General features: G+C 55.8%; 15 protein-coding genes. 4 read left to right on the top strand and 11 right to left on the bottom strand.

Going from position 1 to position 17,129, the window contains the following annotated elements:
- Window positions 1–9: 9 nt before the first annotated feature.
- Both oppB and MWU55_RS05230 read right to left on the bottom strand, forming a co-directional pair.
- On the bottom strand, window positions 10–951 hold the full coding sequence (gene oppB, locus MWU55_RS05235; protein ID WP_246934703.1) for an oligopeptide ABC transporter permease OppB: 942 nt from the start codon (window positions 949–951) through the stop codon (window positions 10–12).
- Between the two features lie 73 nt (window positions 952–1,024).
- Window positions 1,025–2,647 carry a peptide ABC transporter substrate-binding protein gene (locus tag MWU55_RS05230; protein ID WP_246934702.1) on the bottom strand — a complete coding sequence of 541 codons (1,623 nt, stop codon included), beginning with the start codon at window positions 2,645–2,647 and terminating at the stop codon, window positions 1,025–1,027.
- A 532-nt stretch (window positions 2,648–3,179) separates the two neighbouring features.
- Here MWU55_RS05230 and deoC point away from each other — a divergent pair.
- The 3 genes from deoC (at window position 3,180) to MWU55_RS05215 (ending at window position 7,852) form a co-directional block, all read left to right on the top strand.
- Window positions 3,180–4,193 carry a deoxyribose-phosphate aldolase gene (gene deoC / locus MWU55_RS05225; RefSeq protein WP_246934701.1) on the top strand — a complete coding sequence of 338 codons (1,014 nt, stop codon included), beginning with the start codon at window positions 3,180–3,182 and terminating at the stop codon, window positions 4,191–4,193.
- A 10-nt stretch (window positions 4,194–4,203) separates the two neighbouring features.
- Entirely contained in the window at window positions 4,204–6,555 is a 2,352-nt protein-coding gene (locus MWU55_RS05220; protein WP_246934700.1) for an aldehyde dehydrogenase family protein, read from the top strand.
- A 199-nt stretch (window positions 6,556–6,754) separates the two neighbouring features.
- The gene (locus MWU55_RS05215) at window positions 6,755–7,852 is read left to right on the top strand and encodes a Hint domain-containing protein (RefSeq protein WP_246934699.1); all 1,098 of its coding nucleotides are present in this window, start codon (window positions 6,755–6,757) and stop codon (window positions 7,850–7,852) included.
- A 1-nt stretch (window position 7,853) separates the two neighbouring features.
- Here MWU55_RS05215 and MWU55_RS05210 read toward each other — a convergent pair whose 3' ends face one another.
- The 9 genes from MWU55_RS05210 to MWU55_RS05170 are packed head-to-tail and all read right to left on the bottom strand — an operon-like array spanning window position 7,854 to window position 15,634.
- Window positions 7,854–8,531: a DUF1523 family protein gene (locus MWU55_RS05210; RefSeq protein WP_246934698.1), complete on the bottom strand. Its 678-nt coding sequence runs from the start codon at window positions 8,529–8,531 to the stop codon at window positions 7,854–7,856.
- 8 nt (window positions 8,532–8,539) lie between these two features.
- Window positions 8,540–8,809, bottom strand: coding sequence for a hypothetical protein (locus MWU55_RS05205; protein ID WP_246934697.1), 270 nt, complete (start codon window positions 8,807–8,809; stop codon window positions 8,540–8,542).
- Window positions 8,809–10,173, bottom strand: a complete 1,365-nt coding sequence (locus tag MWU55_RS05200; RefSeq protein WP_246934696.1) for a DUF6638 family protein — start codon at window positions 10,171–10,173, stop codon at window positions 8,809–8,811. Before MWU55_RS05200 ends, MWU55_RS05205 begins: the two co-directional genes overlap by 1 nt.
- Before the next feature lie 9 nt (window positions 10,174–10,182).
- On the bottom strand, window positions 10,183–10,935 hold the full coding sequence (locus MWU55_RS05195) for a hypothetical protein (RefSeq protein WP_246934695.1): 753 nt from the start codon (window positions 10,933–10,935) through the stop codon (window positions 10,183–10,185).
- Window positions 10,936–12,867 (bottom strand): ATP-binding protein, encoded by a 1,932-nt coding sequence (locus MWU55_RS05190; RefSeq protein ID WP_246934694.1) that lies wholly within the window; start codon window positions 12,865–12,867, stop codon window positions 10,936–10,938.
- 15 nt (window positions 12,868–12,882) lie between these two features.
- The gene (locus MWU55_RS05185; RefSeq protein WP_246934693.1) at window positions 12,883–14,052 is read right to left on the bottom strand and encodes a hypothetical protein; all 1,170 of its coding nucleotides are present in this window, start codon (window positions 14,050–14,052) and stop codon (window positions 12,883–12,885) included.
- Window positions 14,042–14,311 (bottom strand): hypothetical protein, encoded by a 270-nt coding sequence (locus MWU55_RS05180; protein ID WP_246934692.1) that lies wholly within the window; start codon window positions 14,309–14,311, stop codon window positions 14,042–14,044. The genes MWU55_RS05185 and MWU55_RS05180 overlap by 11 nt, the downstream gene beginning before the upstream one ends.
- Window positions 14,304–14,549 carry a hypothetical protein gene (locus MWU55_RS05175; protein ID WP_246934691.1) on the bottom strand — a complete coding sequence of 82 codons (246 nt, stop codon included), beginning with the start codon at window positions 14,547–14,549 and terminating at the stop codon, window positions 14,304–14,306. The genes MWU55_RS05180 and MWU55_RS05175 overlap by 8 nt, the downstream gene beginning before the upstream one ends.
- 8 nt (window positions 14,550–14,557) lie before the next feature.
- The gene (locus MWU55_RS05170) at window positions 14,558–15,634 is read right to left on the bottom strand and encodes a hypothetical protein (protein ID WP_246934690.1); all 1,077 of its coding nucleotides are present in this window, start codon (window positions 15,632–15,634) and stop codon (window positions 14,558–14,560) included.
- A 203-nt stretch (window positions 15,635–15,837) separates the two neighbouring features.
- Between MWU55_RS05170 and MWU55_RS05165 the strand changes: the two genes are divergently transcribed.
- Window positions 15,838–17,127: an acetylornithine deacetylase/succinyl-diaminopimelate desuccinylase family protein gene (locus MWU55_RS05165; protein WP_246934689.1), complete on the top strand. Its 1,290-nt coding sequence runs from the start codon at window positions 15,838–15,840 to the stop codon at window positions 17,125–17,127.
- The last annotated feature ends 2 nt before the right edge of the window (window positions 17,128–17,129 follow it).

The raw sequence follows: 17,129 nt of genomic DNA, 5'->3' as shown, positions 1-17,129 counted from the left end.
GTTCCCCCCTTAGTACCGAATACGTGGATCGATCCACGCGTAAAGTACGTCTACGATCAGGTTGAACAGGATTGTCAGCATCCCAACCAGAATGGTGATGCCCATGATAACCGAATAGTCGCGGTTCAGCGCTGCTTGGACGAAGTCTTTGCCAATGCCACCGGTGGACAAGAACATATCCACAACAACTGATCCGGTGATCATTCCAACAAATGCCGGCCCAAGATAAGAGATCACTGGGATCAACGCAGGCTTCAGCGTATGGCGGAAAATGATGACCCGGTTAGGTAGGCCTTTCGCCCTTGCGGTGCGAATGAAGTTGGAGTGCAACACCTCGAGCATCGATGATCGCGTCAGACGCGCAATCGACGCGAGGTAAGAGGTCGACAGCGCAATCACTGGCATGACCAAGTAAGCTGAGTATGTGTTTGGGTCTCCTGGGCCGGTGTACCACCCCCCTCCGGGCAGCCAGCCAAGGCCGAGCGTGAAAATCAAAACAAGGATCGGAGCCATGATGAAGTTCGGCATCGCCTGCGCGCCGATCGAAAACCCGACGGCAAGGTAGTCTAGCCATGTATTTTGCTTGAGAGCCGCAAGGATACCAAGGCCTCCTCCGATCACCACCGCCAGAACAAAGGACCAAAATCCGTAGGTCAGCGTTACCGGGAACCCTTCCGCGATGATCTGGTTTACTGTCCGATCTTGATAAACAAAGCTTGGACCGAAATCGAAATGAAACACGATGTTTTTCAGGTAGGTGCCAATTTGTACAAGGAACGGGTCATCCAGCCCGTATTTGGCGTTGATGTTTTCAAGCACGACCGGTGGAAGTGCACGTTCTTTTGTGAAGGGGCCGCCAGGGGCGGCGCGCATCAGCACAAAGGAAAACACGATCAAGATTAGGATAACAGGTATTGCCATCGCTATGCGACGAAGTACAAACCCAAGCATTTTGGAAACCCCGCAGATATGCGGGCGCGTGCGGTTTCCCGCACGCGCCCTAGTTGATTAAAACAACACGATTTTATTCGGCAACGCGGTACATCCGGCGCGAATAGATGTTGTTCATCAGGTCATTGAAAGGATAGCCCTTCATGTCCGGTTTCACCATGATCACCTGAGTATACTGGTAAACAGGAGCGATAGGCATATCGTCGGCCAGAAGCTGTTCCATCTGCTTGTAGTCTTCGGCAGGGTTGTCCGAAGTTTTCGCAGCTTTCGCCAGCTCGTCAAATTTGGGGTTCGAATACTTGCCGTTGTTGTGGCCCGACGTCGACGTGAACAGGTCGGTATAGGTCGACGGTTCGTTGTAGTCACCACACCAAGCATAACGGGCCATACCGAAGTCGCCATTACGCAGTTTGTCCAGGTGAACTTTCCACTCGAAGTTTGCCAGTTCAACTTCCACACCCAGCGTCTGCTTCCACATTTGCGATGCTGCGATCGCGATCTTCTTGTGAGCTTCCGAGGTGTTGTAGTTCAGGGTCAGCTTAAGCGGCTTGCCACCTTCGCCGTAACCAGCTTCTGCCAGCAGTTCCTTGGCTTTGGCATCACGCTCTGCCTGGGTCCATTTCGAATACTCGATGTCGGGCATTTCGAAACCAGCAGTCTTCTGGTGGGTCCAGTTGTACGACGGATACTGACCACCCTTCAGGATGCTGCCAACAATCACGTCACGGTTCAGAGCGTATGACATCGCCTTACGAACACGAACGTCTTTCAGCTCTTCAGGGCCGTTTTCACCCAGATTGAACATGTAGATGTAGGAGCACGAGCGCGGGGTCGAATAGGTCTCGTCCGGCAGTTTTGCCTTCAGGGCCGGGAACTGGCCAGCTGGCACTTCGGTTTTGTCAACTTCACCAGCGTCGTAACGGGTCAGTGCGATGTTTTCATCGTTGATGACCAAGGCGACAACCTTCTCGATGATGGTATTGTCGTTGTCCCAATACATCGGGTTACGCTCACGTGTAACCTGTACGCCCGAGGTGTAGTCGGTCAGAACATAAGCACCGTTGCCAACCAAGTTGCCCGGCTTGGTCCAATCGGCACCATGTGCTTCCAGAACCTTCTGGTTCACAGGGAACGTCGATGCGTGGGTCAGCATGCCTGGGAAGTAGGGGCGCGGAGCGTCGATTTTTACGACCAGAGTTTTGTCATCAGCAGCGGTTACACCCATGGTGTCTGGGGCCATTTCGCCTGCGACAACTTTAGCGCCGTTCTCAACGCCCATCAGTTCCATGTACCAAGCATATTCCGAAGCGGTAGCCGGATCTGCCAAGCGGCGCCAAGCATAAACAAAATCACCAGCGGTGACAGGGTCGCCGTTGGACCATTTGGCATCGCGGATTTTGAAGGTGTAAGTCAGGCCGTCTTCCGAGACTTCCCAGCTTTCAGCCGCACCCGGAACTGCGTTACCATCTGCATCCGAGTTCACCAAACCTTCGAACAGGTCGCGCAGAACGTGCGAGCCTTCGACGTCGGTGTTGATCTGCGGGTCAAACGACTTGATGTCGTCCAGCATACGATAAGTATAAGTCTGGTTGTCAGATAGCTGCTCTCCGGTCGCCGGGTGGGTGCCAGCGGCAAGTGCCGGGCTCGCCAGGGCGAAGGCCGAAGTCAGCAGTGCTGCTTTGATTGATATGTTCATGAAGGATCTCCCAATTATTTTTTTAGACAAATGCGCCAAGGTTTAACACACGTGTACAGCGAAAGACTCACTGCCCCCGGCCTTTGTCAGTGAGGCATCCTAAGCTCATCGCTTTAAAAGAGACAACACTTAACCGCTTGACCAAACATCCTCTAACTATCATCGTCATTTCGTCGGAGAACGTCCGCCTCTTCGTCGTTATCACGATGTATTTGGTCGTTTTGAGGGCATTTTGAATGCACTATGCCACCTAATTGAACATCATTACCCCTTACATCGAGGCGCTTGAAACCAAGTGGATTCGGTTAAAACCCAGTCTCAATCTCGAACTGGTTCGACATTCCAGTCAGCGTTCTCCGAACTCATCGAACGTCCAGGCCGCGATCCAGCAGCTCGTTAAAATTGAGTGGCTTCAGATTGAAGCCTGATATTCCCACTTTGCGTTTTATAAGTTTTACAAACTGGTAAAATCATTGCCAAAGCCCGCCTGCCGTGCGAGTTTTGTAGGCTTAAGAGATTCAGAGGAAATCCCTTGCAGACAGAAACATCGAAAACAGGACAGACTTCTGCTGTCTCTTCTCAGCTTCCGCAGGTCACTGTACCGCGAAATCCTGGGATGCCGCTTGATATGAATTGGGTACGCTCTGCGCAGGCCAACACGTCGGCAATCGAACGCCGGGCCGCAACCCTTGGCGCGCGCCGCAGCGTCAAGAAAACCCATCAGGCTGCATGGCTTCTTAAGGCGATCACAATGATCGACTTGACCACCCTTTCGGGCGACGACACCGAAGGCCGTGTGCGCCGCTTGTGCGCAAAGGCCGCCAACCCTGTCCGCCCCGAGATCATGACCGCCCTTGGTATGGATCCTGTCACCACCGGGGCTGTCTGTGTCTATCACGAAATGATCGAGACTGCCGTTGCGACCCTGAAAGGTCTGGACGTCCACATGCCAGTTGCCGCTGTGTCCACCGGCTTTCCGGCGGGCCTTAGCCCTTATCATTTGCGCGTAGAAGAGATCCGCGAAAGCGTGCGCGCTGGCGCTGAAGAGATCGATATCGTCATCTCACGCCGTCACGTGCTGACCGGAAACTGGCAGGCCCTGTATGACGAGATGCGCGACTTCCGCGAAGCCTGCGGTGATGCCCATGTAAAAGCCATTCTTGCGACCGGAGAGCTGGGCAGCCTGCGCAATGTCGCGCGCGCCTCGCTTGTCTGCATGATGGCAGGCGCTGACTTCATCAAAACCTCAACCGGCAAGGAAAGTGTAAACGCGACCTTGCCCGTGAGCCTGGTGATGATCCGCGCCATCCGCGATTATTTCGACGCCACCGGATACAAGGTCGGCTATAAGCCCGCCGGCGGCATCTCGAAAGCCAAGGACGCGTTGGTTTACCTGTCGCTGATCAAAGAAGAGCTGGGCAACGACTGGCTCAATCCACATCTCTTCCGCTTCGGTGCAAGTTCGCTTCTGGGCGACATAGAACGCCAGTTGGAACACCATGTGACCGGCCACTACTCGGCCACTTACCGCCATCCGATGGGTTAAGGATACGAATATGACCGTGAAAGAAATCTTCGAAAGCATGGATTACGGCCTTGCCCCGGAAAATGCCAAGGAAGCGGAAAACTGGATCGCCGAACGCAACGGCAACTTCGGGCTCTATGTAAACGGTAAGATGACCGCTGCCGGTGATCCGTTTGAAAGCCGGAATCCCGCCACAGGCGAAGTTCTGGCACAAGTGACCCAAGCCACGTCAGACGATGTAGACGCAGCCGTGACGGCCGCGCGCAAAGCGCAAAAAAGCTGGGCTGCCTTGCCGGGTCATACCCGCGCCAAATACCTGTATGCCTTGGCGCGATTGGTGCAAAAACACGCGCGCCTGTTTGCCGTTTTGGAAACCATGGACAACGGCAAGCCCATTCGCGAAAGCCGCGATATCGACATTCCATTGGTTGCTCGCCATTTCTATTATCACGCGGGCATGGCGCAGCTTCAGGACGCTGAATTGCCAGATCGCGAGGCGCTGGGAGTCTGCGGCCAGATCATCCCATGGAACTTTCCGCTTTTAATGCTGGCGTGGAAAATCGCGCCCGCGATTGCAATGGGTAACACGGTGGTGCTGAAGCCTGCTGAATATACGTCCCTAACCGCGCTTTTGTTTGCGCAAATCTGTGACGAGGCCGGACTACCCGAAGGTGTCGTCAACATCGTGACCGGCGATGGGCGCGTGGGCGAAGCCATCGTGACCCATGAAGATATCGACAAGATCGCCTTCACTGGCTCAACAGCCGTGGGGCGTCATATTCGTCGTCAGACCGCCGGGTCAGGCAAGTCTCTGACGCTCGAGCTTGGTGGCAAGTCACCTTATATTGTCTTTGACGATGCGGACCTGGATTCAGCGGTCGAAGGGCTGGTCGATGCAATCTGGTTCAATCAGGGTCAGGTCTGCTGTGCTGGCTCGCGCTTGATTGTGCAGGAAGGTATCGCGGATCGCTTCTATGCCAAGCTCAAGGCCCGTATGGACAAGCTGCGCATCGGTGACCCGCTGGACAAATCCATCGACGTTGGTGCTGTGGTGGACCCCGTACAACACCAGCGCATTGCAGAAATGGTCAAGCTTGGCGCGCCCGAGGGCGAGCTTTACCAAGCCTCCTGCCCGCTGCCTGATCAGGGATGCTTTTACCCGCCCACGCTGATCACTGGGCTGTCGACCGCCTCGACATTGATGCAAGAGGAAATATTCGGGCCCGTGCTGGCCGCCACGACATTCCGCACTCCGTCCGAAGCCGTCGAGATTGCCAACAACACACGTTACGGATTGGCGGCAACTGTCTGGTCTGAGAACGTTAACCTTGCTCTGGATGTCGCGCCGAAACTAGTGGCCGGAGTCGTGTGGGTGAATGGCACCAACATGTTCGACGCGGCCGCAGGTTTTGGCGGCGTACGCGAAAGCGGCTTTGGGCGCGAAGGCGGATGGGAAGGGCTTTTGGCCTATACCAAGCCAAGCGGCAAATCCGTGGCTTTGAAACCCATCGCCCCCATGCCCGCCCCGAAAGACGCCAAGGTTGATGCTTTGGACCGCACGGCTAAGTTCTATATTGGTGGCAAACAGGCCCGTCCGGATGGCGGCTATAGCCAAGCCGTTTGGTCCAAGCAAGGCGCGCTTCTTGGGCATGTCGGATTGGCCAACCGCAAAGACATCCGCAACGCGGTCGAGGCTGCAGCAGCCGTCAAAGGTTGGGCGAAGACCACAGGCCACACCCGCGCACAGATCCTGTACTATATCGGAGAAAACCTCTCGGCCCGCGCGGATGAGTTCGCTGCACGGATAGATGCCATGATGGGTGGCAAACAAGGCGTGAAGGAGGTCGAAACTTCAATCTCGCGCCTCTTCACCTATGCCGCTTGGGCAGACAAGTTCGACGGGGCTGCCAAGCCCGTGCCCATGCGCGGCGTGGCGCTTGCCATGAACGAACCCGTTGGCGTGATTGGCGGTTTCTGCCCGGATAATGTCCCCCTGCTTGGCCTTGTATCGCTGATGGCCCCGGCCATTGCCATGGGCAACCGGGTGGTGCTGGCCGCAAGCGAGCCTTTCCCGATGGCCGCCACCGATTTCTATCAAGTTCTCGAGACCTCGGACGTGCCGGGGGGCGTTGTTAACATCGTCACCGGCAGTCACGCAGAGCTAGCCGCCCCCCTCGCCGGCCATCTGGGTGTAGACGCAGTTTGGTCCCATTCAGGCGCGGATATTTCAGCCATTGCCGAAGTTGAAAGCGCTGGCAACCTGAAACGCAGCTGGGTCAACAATGCGCTGGCACGTAATTGGATGGGAGCTGATGGTGAAGGGCGTGAGTTCCTGACCCACGCGACCGAGGTTAAGACCGTCTGGGTGCCTTACGGCGAATAACCCAAGTGAAGTTACCGCTTAAGGTGAAATTTGCCCGAAGTGTGACCGCATTTCGGGCGAAAATACATTGAGAATCGATAATTTTGCTGAACTCAGCTTCTTTTTTGCAGGAATTCCTAAAAAATTCCTTTATTATCCTGCAAAAGTGACCAGATAAGTCGCCATTGAGGCAAACACATACAGTTACGCAGGGAAGGCAATGCCGACCACATTTAATGTGATCTCATTGGGCAACCACGCCCTAATTGACCCAACTGAAGGCAACGATGTTATTGAAAATGCATCGGCGCTGGTCGGGCTGACTGTTGGCAGTTTGGGCGACCCGCTTCTTGATGGGTTTTCTTCCTTCTCTTCAGCGGGCAGTGGTTTCGGTGGCGGCAATTCTACCGCCTATGACAACAACAACAGCAACTCGAACGACCAGTTTTCTATCGATGGCGGTGCTGCTCAGACCTTCGATGCGGTAGCCCCCTACAATGCGACGATCACTTTCATTGACGGCTCGACCGCGACTGTGACAGCGGTTGTCTTTCAGGATACCGCCGGCAACACTTATCTTGCACCGGAGTTTTCTTCGAACGCTGATCAGGCGCTGTACGAGTCTGGTGCAATGCGGTCCATCACTTTGGACAGCCTTATCGGCGGGACCTATTCGGGCCTGACCGGCACACGTGAAACGTGGAACTACGTAACTTGCTTCCGCAATGGCACCATGATCCGAACCCCGGCGGGTGTGGTTCCGGTCGAACAACTTACCCCTGGCGATACGGTCTGCACGCTGAACAGCGGCGATCAGGTTGTGCGGTGGGTCGGCGTGCGTGAAGTACCCGTGACAGGCAGACTTGTTCCGATCCGCATCAAAGCCGGAGCCTTGGGGCAAGGCCTTCCCGAGCGTGATCTGTGGGTATCACGTCAGCACCGCATGCTTTGCCGATCGCGCGTTGCAGCACGAATGTTTGATACGCCAGATGTCCTAATAGCAGCCAACAAACTGACCGTGCTTTCAGGCGTACGCGAAGATGACAGCTTGGACAAGATCACCTACTGCCACATCCTGTGTGATAATCACGAGGTCGTCTTTGCCAACGGAACACCATCCGAAACGCTGTATCTGGGCAAACACAGCAAAGCCGCGATGAGTCCAGAGGCGCTGGATGAGATCCGCGCGATCTTCCCAGAACTGGTCGACGGTTCAGAACCACCTCATCCCGCGCATCCGATCCCGGACAACGCGCCCCAGCGCAATCTGGTACGCCGCCTGCGCAAGAACAACCACGCCTTCATCGAGGCGCTCTGACCTACTTGCTGCGCCAGCTGTCCCGCCAGCGTGAAAAGCGGCCTTTCGCTTCGTCGGCACGCGCGTCCACGGCGTCCCAAGCTTCGCCCGCATCTTGCAATGCTGGATCAATCGAGCGTTCGCGGAACTGACGCCACAACGCACGGACAAATCCGATTGCAACGGCCAGAACCAAAAAGAACATGATGTTGAACCACGGGATGATGGTGACATCTGGCCCAGCCACCGGGCGGATCGCGACCGCGTTCGGGAAAGCCGAGATCAGCTCATTGCGCCACCCATAATGCGTGACCACCGCCCATTTTGGGCTTTCGGGGGTCGAGCGTAGATCGTCAACCTCGGTCTGAAGGCTGGCTGTATCGAACTTAAAATAGAACGGCCACGACCATCCGGTGTCCTCGTTCCGGTACACCATCACCTCTTCCGCATCAGAGCGAATGAAGCCCAGCAGATAGGTTTTCTTTTTCACGGTTTGGACGAACTGAACATCCCGGTTGATCAGCCCGCTGGCCTGATCATCTGGCTTCGACCAGAATATCCGCGTCCAGTCGCCAAGGTCCTGACGTTCCTGATAGGTGTTCACAACGCGCACGACGTCATGCTGCGGCAGTGTGTAATGCAGCACGCTGAAAAGGATCAGCGCGATCAGGGTTCGAATGATGATACGGAAACGGCGCATGATGAACCTCAGTTTATTAGAATGATAGACAGCAAAACAAGCAGCGCAGGCACGACATAGACCAGCAGGATCAGCTTGGGCCGGAAGCTTTTTTGATACGCCTCCATCCCTTCACGCAACCACGCCTCGCGATCACTTTCATTGCCATTGGGATGCTCTTCGGCCCATTTCTCTTCCAGCTTTTCCAACCGGACCGAGCGGGAATACAGGCTGACCAGGACATAGACAATACTTAGCCCGATAAATCCAAATACGATCAGTCGTAGTGCAGCAACCATCAATCCCTCCCCTTAATAGCGCCCCATGGGCCAACCATTTCGATCACTTGCTCGCGCGTACGTTTGCGCGTCGTTCGCGGAGCCTTGAAGCTTTCCTTGCGCCCGCCAAACAGCTTATCACGAGCGCCGGCCTTATTTGCCATATAGTCACGATGCAGGAATTCTGCCACAAATTCGCGCTTTTCGTCAGGCCACGTGGCATAGGAAGCATAGAAAAGCTCTTTATGGCAGATGAACAGCTGGCGGAAATCCATCGGAGCCAACTCAGACAACAGCCGGTTGATCAGGTCGCGATCCGGATGATCGGGCCGCGCGCGGAGGGTATAGAAATAGGCCGGATGACGGCTGTCGATCCGGGGCCACTGCCCGCCCGCCTCGGCCCAGCGCACAAGTGCTGCCAACCCGTGAAACGCGGCAGGCAGGCTTGAACCCAATCGCTGCGCAACATGACGCAGTGTGCGCGAGGACATGTCGCCAATATCCAGACCCGCACTTGTTGCCACATCGACCAGTATGAACTCCATCTTCTGTCGCAAAATCCGCGCGCCAACTTCCCCACGGGCCTTGACCAAAGGTTCAACCAAATCGTTTTTCCGCAGGAAACTGGCAATCCGGTTTGGTTCGGACGTGTCGATGAAAGGCAGGCGAGGGAACCGCTCCATCCGGTCCTTGTCACCAGACACAATGACCACGGGGGCCTCGACATCGCGAAAGACGTAAAGCCCGCCGAAATGCGCGGTCCAGAAATTGCCCTGCTCGAACTCCTGAACACCCAGATCGACCGGAACACGAGTCACGTCCCCGGTTTCGCGGGCCAGATCAATCATCTCGGCGATCAGATCGTCGTCATACCATGCGTTCGGCGCGGTCTGAAAATGGTCGATCTTCTCGGCCAGTTCACGGGCGTTCTTGACGTGGCTTTGGGTCGTGTCGGCCTCGATCACGATCTTGCGGATGTCGAAGAGACGCGCAGGGTCCGAGATGTCGTAGACCGAGTTCATCAGCTCGCCCGCCACCGCGTCATGGGCGGTCAGCGCGAAAAGCTTCGCCTCGTTGTCCGCAATGAACTGCCGCAGGATGCCGCGCGAGGTCGAGAACATGGCATTCAGCAGCGGCGCCTTCTTCTGGTCCACCGTCAGAATGATGAACTGCCGGTTGCAGCCATTGGGGTTGAGATAGAGCGGATCTTTGAACTCGTCGCCGATCTCGGGCGAGAAACCGGAAATATCGATGTGGAATTCGGTCAGCTTCGTCTGCTTGCCCGCCAGCCCCTTGAGCGCACGGTTATAGCGTTCGATCAGCGCGGGGCTATCGACCCGGATCAGATTGCCAAACATGAGGCCGCGTTGGATGAGGCGTTTCATTGAAGAACCTTAGTCAAAATACTGGCAGTTTTTGTAGACAGGGCCTTGATCCCATTTGTAGGGCTGCTCCCGTTCGTCAAGTTCATTGCAATCCACCAAACCTTTGCCATCTTTGTTGGTCACGACCTTACTTGCATAGTAACTCCAAAGAGAACCAAACTCAGGGTGCCCGACAAATTTGCTGGTATTTACGAGGCCGCACGCACCCGATGGCTCACTTTTCACGACCCAAGTTTTCGGGGAAACTCGCACGAAATTTTGCGTGTACTTGTTCACAAGTGGCTTGCAAACAACATCCTTGCTTTGGTTGGATACTTCGATAAACCGAGCAGCGGCTTTGTCTGTGGGAGTTTCACACAAGTCAGAAAGTGCCTTAAGTGAAGCAAGCCCGAATGGCGCACTTCTCACAGAAGTGAGTATAGCCTCAATCTCTTCATCACTTTTTTCTGGCCAAATTGACCGGTCTGCTTTGCCATCGAGAATAGCCTTAACTCTTTTAAAATCGCCGCAGACCTCCTCAGTACTCTCGGTATTCATGTCGGCGAGAATTTGGTCAACGGCCTCTTTCGAGACATGCTCAGGCGTATCTTTCGACATGAGAATTTGAACAAACTCACACTCTATTGTGTCAGCAGAAAGTTCGCGACACTCATAGTTAAGCGTGTCCCCATCCCTTTCACCGATCAGGGTCCCATACGTCGGCTGTGCGGCAAGTGGCATCGACAGCAGAATGAACACACAGCTTTGCAGTAGTATTCTCATCTATTTCCCCTCCAAATACCGCTTCTTCGCCTCTTCCTGACGGCCAAAGTCGCGCACCATCGCCTCGATGGCGACCTCGTCCGACTTATCGGCATAGCGGAACTCTGAATCGGCGTAGCGGTTGACCTCTTGGATCACCATTTCGGTGGTGATGGGCACGCGCAGTTCAGAAATCATGTCTTTCTTGGTGTCATAGTCTTTGACCAGGAACAGCTCGGGGTTTTCCATCCATTCGTCGGGCAGTTCAAAGTCCATCGCGCGGACTTTCACCGCGTCGGTAATGTTCTTGATCGAGCGGCCCGTGAAGCGTTCGTCGGCTTCCTGAATGCCTTTCAGATAGGTGCCGATCTTGGCGATATCGTCCAGTTCTCCGATCTGGTCATAGACCTTGTCAAAGACGTTCATCAGCCCAGCCTCTTGGGGCTTGTTATGCGCCTCGAAGCTACGGGCGACAGCGGATTTGATTTCCTGCGCGCCGTAAAGGTCATGCTTGCCCAGCGGGATGTTATGGTTCTTGCCCATAAGCAGATGCAGGATGTCGATATAGTCCTCGCGCGTTTGGGGTCCGTCCACCAAGAAGCGCGCGCCGGCGCGTTGTCGCAGGGCGTCGTCCACATTCTCGGGATAGTTCGAGAACATGCCGAAGGTGCAGTTGCCGCGCACCACGGTGTTGGCGCCCGCGAAGCTTTCCATCAGGACCGCCGTGACCTCTTGCTGGCCCGCGCTGGACTGACGATCCCCGCGTTTGCCCGCGATCTGGTCGATATCATCCACGGTGCCGAAGCCGATCACGTTCGGGTCGAGCACATTGTTGATGAAGGCCTTCGCGTTCTGGCCCGATTTACCCTGATAGCTGTCGATATTGTCGATGCCGAAGTTCTGATAGCGGAACGGATAGCCCGCCACCGCGCAGTAGTCGTTGATCAACCCGGCCATCATCTGGATCAGTGTGGTTTTCCCGGTGCCCGGCTTGCCGTCGCCCATGAAGGTGAAAATGAAGCCGCCCAGTTCCGCGAACGGGTTCAGTTTGCGGTCGAAGTCATAGGCCATCAGCATTTTGCTGAGCTTCATCGCTTGGTATTTGGCGATGTGGTTGCCGACAACTTCATTGGGTTTCTTGAACGTCATCGTGATTTTTGACCCACGATGCGCGCGCGACGGCGTGAAGCCAGAGATAGTCAGGTCATCCGCTTCAACCCGGTAGTTGGCCGAGGTGAACGGGCCAAGGTGGCTGGCGGTCTGGGCGCGCAGCACAACCTTCTCCATCAGTTGTTCGACATAAGCCAGCACCGTGGGAACCAGCTTGTCTTCGGACGTCACAAAAGTCGCCAGTTCCTGATCCAGCTCCCACAGGGCGCCGTTCAGCGCCAGGGGCGCGTTGTCTGTCAAGATTTCCTCGACCGCGCCAACCTCGATCGGGGTTTCGCTGGCGTGGTCAGCCAACAGATAGGATGTTGCGTTTCCGAAGACGTACAGGACGATCAGCGCCTCGGCGGTCAGAAGTTCCGAGAACGCGGTGGATTTGTCCGCACCCAGACGCCCCTCAAGGTTCGCGCGACGGAGAGCTGCCAATTCGGTCTGCTCTGCGAACCCCTCGCCCACGGCAAGCGCAATCGCGATGGCGCGGCGCAACGTGTGCAGAACCGTCGCCTGCATCGGAGAAACAAGCGGGTCGTCCCCGTCCGAGCCCTCGATCCGTTCGACCAGATGCACGCCTTCTGGCCGCGCAGTTGAACGGGTGACCAGACCCGGCGTGGTGGACCGGAACCGCCGCGCGCGCCCGATGCCGGGGCTGCGTTCCGCCTTGGGTGCTTCCTTCGGCTTGGCAATCCGGGGCGTGTGATCAAACCCATCCAAATGCCCCGCAGCCGCGCTATAATGCGCACGGATTTCCTCTTCGCGAAGTTCCATCAGATCAGCGGGTAAAGACATCGAATACTCCTAAAATCAACGGTAGGACAGAACCCGGCCACCCGGGCTGACAACAAATTTGCGCACGTCGTTGAACCCGGCTGGGTTCTTCTCGGCGAGCACCTGAAAGGGGCGCTCGGGCATGATGATGGCGCGTTCCATGCTGGTCGCACCAATCCCGGACCCAGACCCGGCAAACGGGTCGAGTGCAAAAATCTCGCGCTCTACCTTGCCGAACCAACCGGACTTTTCTTCCTTCACCGACGCGCTTTTCAATTCTTCCACAGTCCAGGCCAGCGCCCAGTCCTCGCCGGGCGGGCTTTTCGCCTGCTCCAACACCTCGCGCAGCGGGCCGGTTTGGCGCGTGAAGGTATGGCTGTACATCGGTCCCACGTGGAAACGACGCAGACGTTTAGGGTGCAGGTCGTCAAAATCCTTGTCGAACCCGGTCGCAATGGTAACCAACTGCAACCCGGCCATCGACTGCGCCATTAGATGCGACTGCATTTGCGGCCAGCGACGTTCGTCCTTGGGCAATGCCGTGCGGCCCGTATCCTCAAGTTCCATCAGATAGATGGTAGGCAGGTTGACTTCGCTGTCATAAACCGCCCAATGGGCCAGATAGGCGCGACGGGTGTCGCGCCCTTCACCCTTGTTGTGGCGCCAGGCCACATCCGGGTGCATCTGGGGCCAGAACAGATCGCCGCGCTGAAGTTCTTCGTAATAGAGCCGCTGCGAAAGAGCATATTGCAGCTTTTTCGGCACGGTCAGATCGCCAACGATCTGGCTGACCATCTGGCTTTTCAGGTCCCCCGCCGACGCCATACCCTTCAAATGCGTATCCGCTTGCGCGGCATCCGAGGCCATCTGCAACAGCTCCGCATGGATCGGAAACCCACTATCGCGCCGATCAAAGGTCAGCGTTTTGCCACCCAACCCATAGGCCGTTTCGGACATATGATACTTGTTGGCCAGCGCCTTGAAACTGATGCCAAGCTTGATCAGATAGCGGGCGAGAACTTCGACCTCGTCGCGCGCAAGCTTGCCCTCGACTTCCATCTGTCCGGCCACACGGGCAAGATGCGCGGTGATCTTCTCGAACTTCGAGAAATAGCGCCGCGTGATCTGCGTGTCCGTCAGCTCGGCATGGTCGCGGGGGGCGAAGCCAGCCGAGGCGCGTTCGGAGGTTTTGATGTTATCGCTCATCGGATTCCTTTTTGGGCACAAACCAAGACCAAACCCATTTCACAAAATCCCAAAATAGCTGCAGGTAGCAAAGAACCTCACCAATCAACAAATATGCAATCCAAAATCCCCGCAAGACCGTCCAGAAGCTGTCAATCTGGATCGCTCCATAAAGCAGCCATTCCAAAGCAAACGACACGGCAACCAGGACTGTGATCAAGATCGGAAAGCTCACAAAAAGCCACGCAAATGCGCGATCAAAGGTTTTGATGTCAGACATGGGTTTTCTTTTCTCGATCCAGTTTCCGTCCTCGGTACAAAACACCAAAGAAAGAAATCACGAAGTACAAAGCGAGCGGCCAAATATCGCTCGCGCCGAATTCCTCAGTCATAACGAAGAACAGGGCGGCAAGCGCAAAGGGAATGTGAATCACACACCAAGCCCATATTTTATCCGCACCCCCGAACTGAGCTGCGAAATACACGGCAAAGAAGCTTTTGAGCGCACGCCAGACCACGAGGGGCATCACCCCCCATACAGGTTCTTGTCGTGCTTCTCGACGATCTCGGCGAAGCGGCGGGCGAAGCGTTCGTCGGCTTTGGCCTTCTGCTCCAGCACGTCGCGGGCAAAGACCATCTGGTCTTCGTGGGCTTCCATCATGTCGGCCATGCGCTGGTTCGTTGCCGTGCCAATCGCAGCCATCGCGGCTTGGGCTTCCTTGTCAGTCTCGACGCCAATCTCGTTGATCCGGTGCGCCACATCCTGTTGCTGCGCGGTCTTCAACGACTTGGTCAGCGCATCATACAGAACCACACGTTGCTTGGTGTCGGTCTGCAGTTTGTTGATCAGCACCATCTGTGTCGCGGCTTGGTTCTGCAGCGAGTCGACCCAGGTCTTACCTTTCTCGATATAGCGTTCCAACGTCTGCGACTTGGCGAGCTTTACTTGCTCTTCCTGCACCATCTCGTTGTACTGAGTGTTCAGATCGGCCAGTTCGGTCTCAAGCTGAGTGCGCTTGGCCGCATCTTGTTCGTTGGCAATCTTGCCCTCAAGCTCGATGATTTTGGGGTCCATGCCAAGGATCTCGGCGCGCAGGCTCTCCAGCTCGCCCACAGTCATTTCGCGCTCGTCCAGTGTGGTGGACAGGTTCGCACCCACCTTTTCCTTCTGCTCGTTTAGCATGGCCAGCTGACCCTCCAGAAGGTTCACAATCGAATCCGATTGCGCGATCAGTTCTTGCAGCTTGTCGTCGATCGAAGCCGTGCGCATCCGTTCCTGACGCATGCTTTCGGATTTCCCCTTCGAGAAGATGCCAACAAAGGTCTCCCAACCGGTTTTCGACCGCATCTGATCGAAGTCCGATGAAAAACCCGAGGTCACATCATCCAGACCCATGATCAGCTCGGCGATATTGGCATTCATCGCTTCGGTGTGGGCATGCACGTCGTCCAGCGTTGCGTTTTCGATGTCGATTGAAATGTCTTCTCCGGTCGCGGCCTTGGCGCGCGCGGTCTCAATCCGTGTGGTCAGTTCGGAAATTTTGGCCTGTGCTTCTTGCACTTGCTCTTGGCTTTCACGAATCTGCTTATCAAAACTGGACATATGCCCTCCTTTTATTTCCACCAAATAGCCTGATCAGGTCTTGACGCCTGTGCAGGAAAGTTAATCACTGTTACATTGTCATTTAGGTTGAGTTTAGCGCGATTTAAAGACCCACAACAGCGTTTTCGCTCGCCAGAGGCGTGAAATCGGTGCTTGCGCATTCTAATATTGTGTGGCGCCAGTTTGGCCCCTAGGTTTCTGTCATGACTGACGATATTGCCCCCCTCTTGGAAGAAATCGCGCGCAGGCGTGATGACCTTATTGCGCTGACGCAGGATCTGATCCGCATTCCGACATTGAACCCGCCGGGGCGTGAGTATCGCAGGATTTGCTCCTACATCGCTGAACGCATGGGCGCGCAAGGCTGGCAGGTCGAGCTGATCCGGGCGGAAGGCACGCCGGGTGACAGCGCAGAATATCCCCGGTGGAATGTGATTTGCCGCCATGAAGGGGCTGCTCCCGGCGATTGCGTGCATTTCAACAGCCACCATGACGTAGTCGAGGTTGGGCATGGCTGGACCAAAGATCCGTTCGGGGGAGAACTGGTGGACGGGCGCATCTATGGGCGCGGCGCATGTGACATGAAAGGCGGGTTGGCGGCATCGATCATTGCGGCCGAAGCCTTTGTCGCGCTCTACCCAGATCATAAGGGGGCGGTGGAAATCAGCGCCACAGCAGACGAAGAAAGCGGCGGCTATGGCGGCGTCGCTTATCTAGCAGAGAAAGGCTGCTTCGATCCGGATCGGGTGCAACATGTGATCATCCCTGAGCCTTTAAACAAAGACCGCATCTGCCTTGGACATCGCGGTGTATGGTGGGCCGAAATTGAGACCAAGGGACGGATCGCCCATGGCTCCATGCCGTTTCTGGGTGATTCAGCGATCCGCCATATGGGGGCTGTTCTGGAAGAGATGGAGCGCCATCTTTTCCCACTTCTTGCCACCAAAAGGACCGAAATGCCGGTGGTGCCCGAAGGCGCAAAGCAGTCGACATTGAACATCAATTCAATCCATGGCGGGGAGCCAGAGCAAGATCCCGATTTCACCGGTTTGCCAGCCCCTTGCGTTGCTGATCGCTGCCGCATCGTCATCGATCGCCGGTTCTTGATGGAAGAGGACATCACCGAGGTGAAAGCCGAAGTCACACGTATGCTGGAAGCCATTCGCGCCGACCGGCCTGATTTCGAATATGAAATCCGCAACATGCACGAAGTCATCCCGACCATGACCGACAAGGATGCACCGGTGGTCACGACAACCGCAGCCGCCATCGAAAAGGTGTTGGGGGCTCAGCCATCTTATGTGGTAAGCCCCGGCACCTATGATCAGAAGCACATCGACAGAATTGGCAAGCTAAAGAATTGCATCGCCTATGGGCCAGGCATTCTGGACTTGGCGCACCAGCCCGATGAATGGGTCGGCGTGCAAGATATGGAAGACAGCGCGGGAGTCATGGCGCTGGTGCTGGAAGAGCTTTTGATCGGTGTAAGCTAGAC

The organism is Aliiroseovarius sp. F20344, assembly GCF_023016155.1.
In the GTDB taxonomy this organism is placed as follows: Bacteria; Pseudomonadota; Alphaproteobacteria; order Rhodobacterales; family Rhodobacteraceae; genus Aliiroseovarius.
The sequence above is the reverse complement of the archived record's forward strand: the minus strand, read 5'-3'. Positions and strand labels throughout refer to the sequence as shown.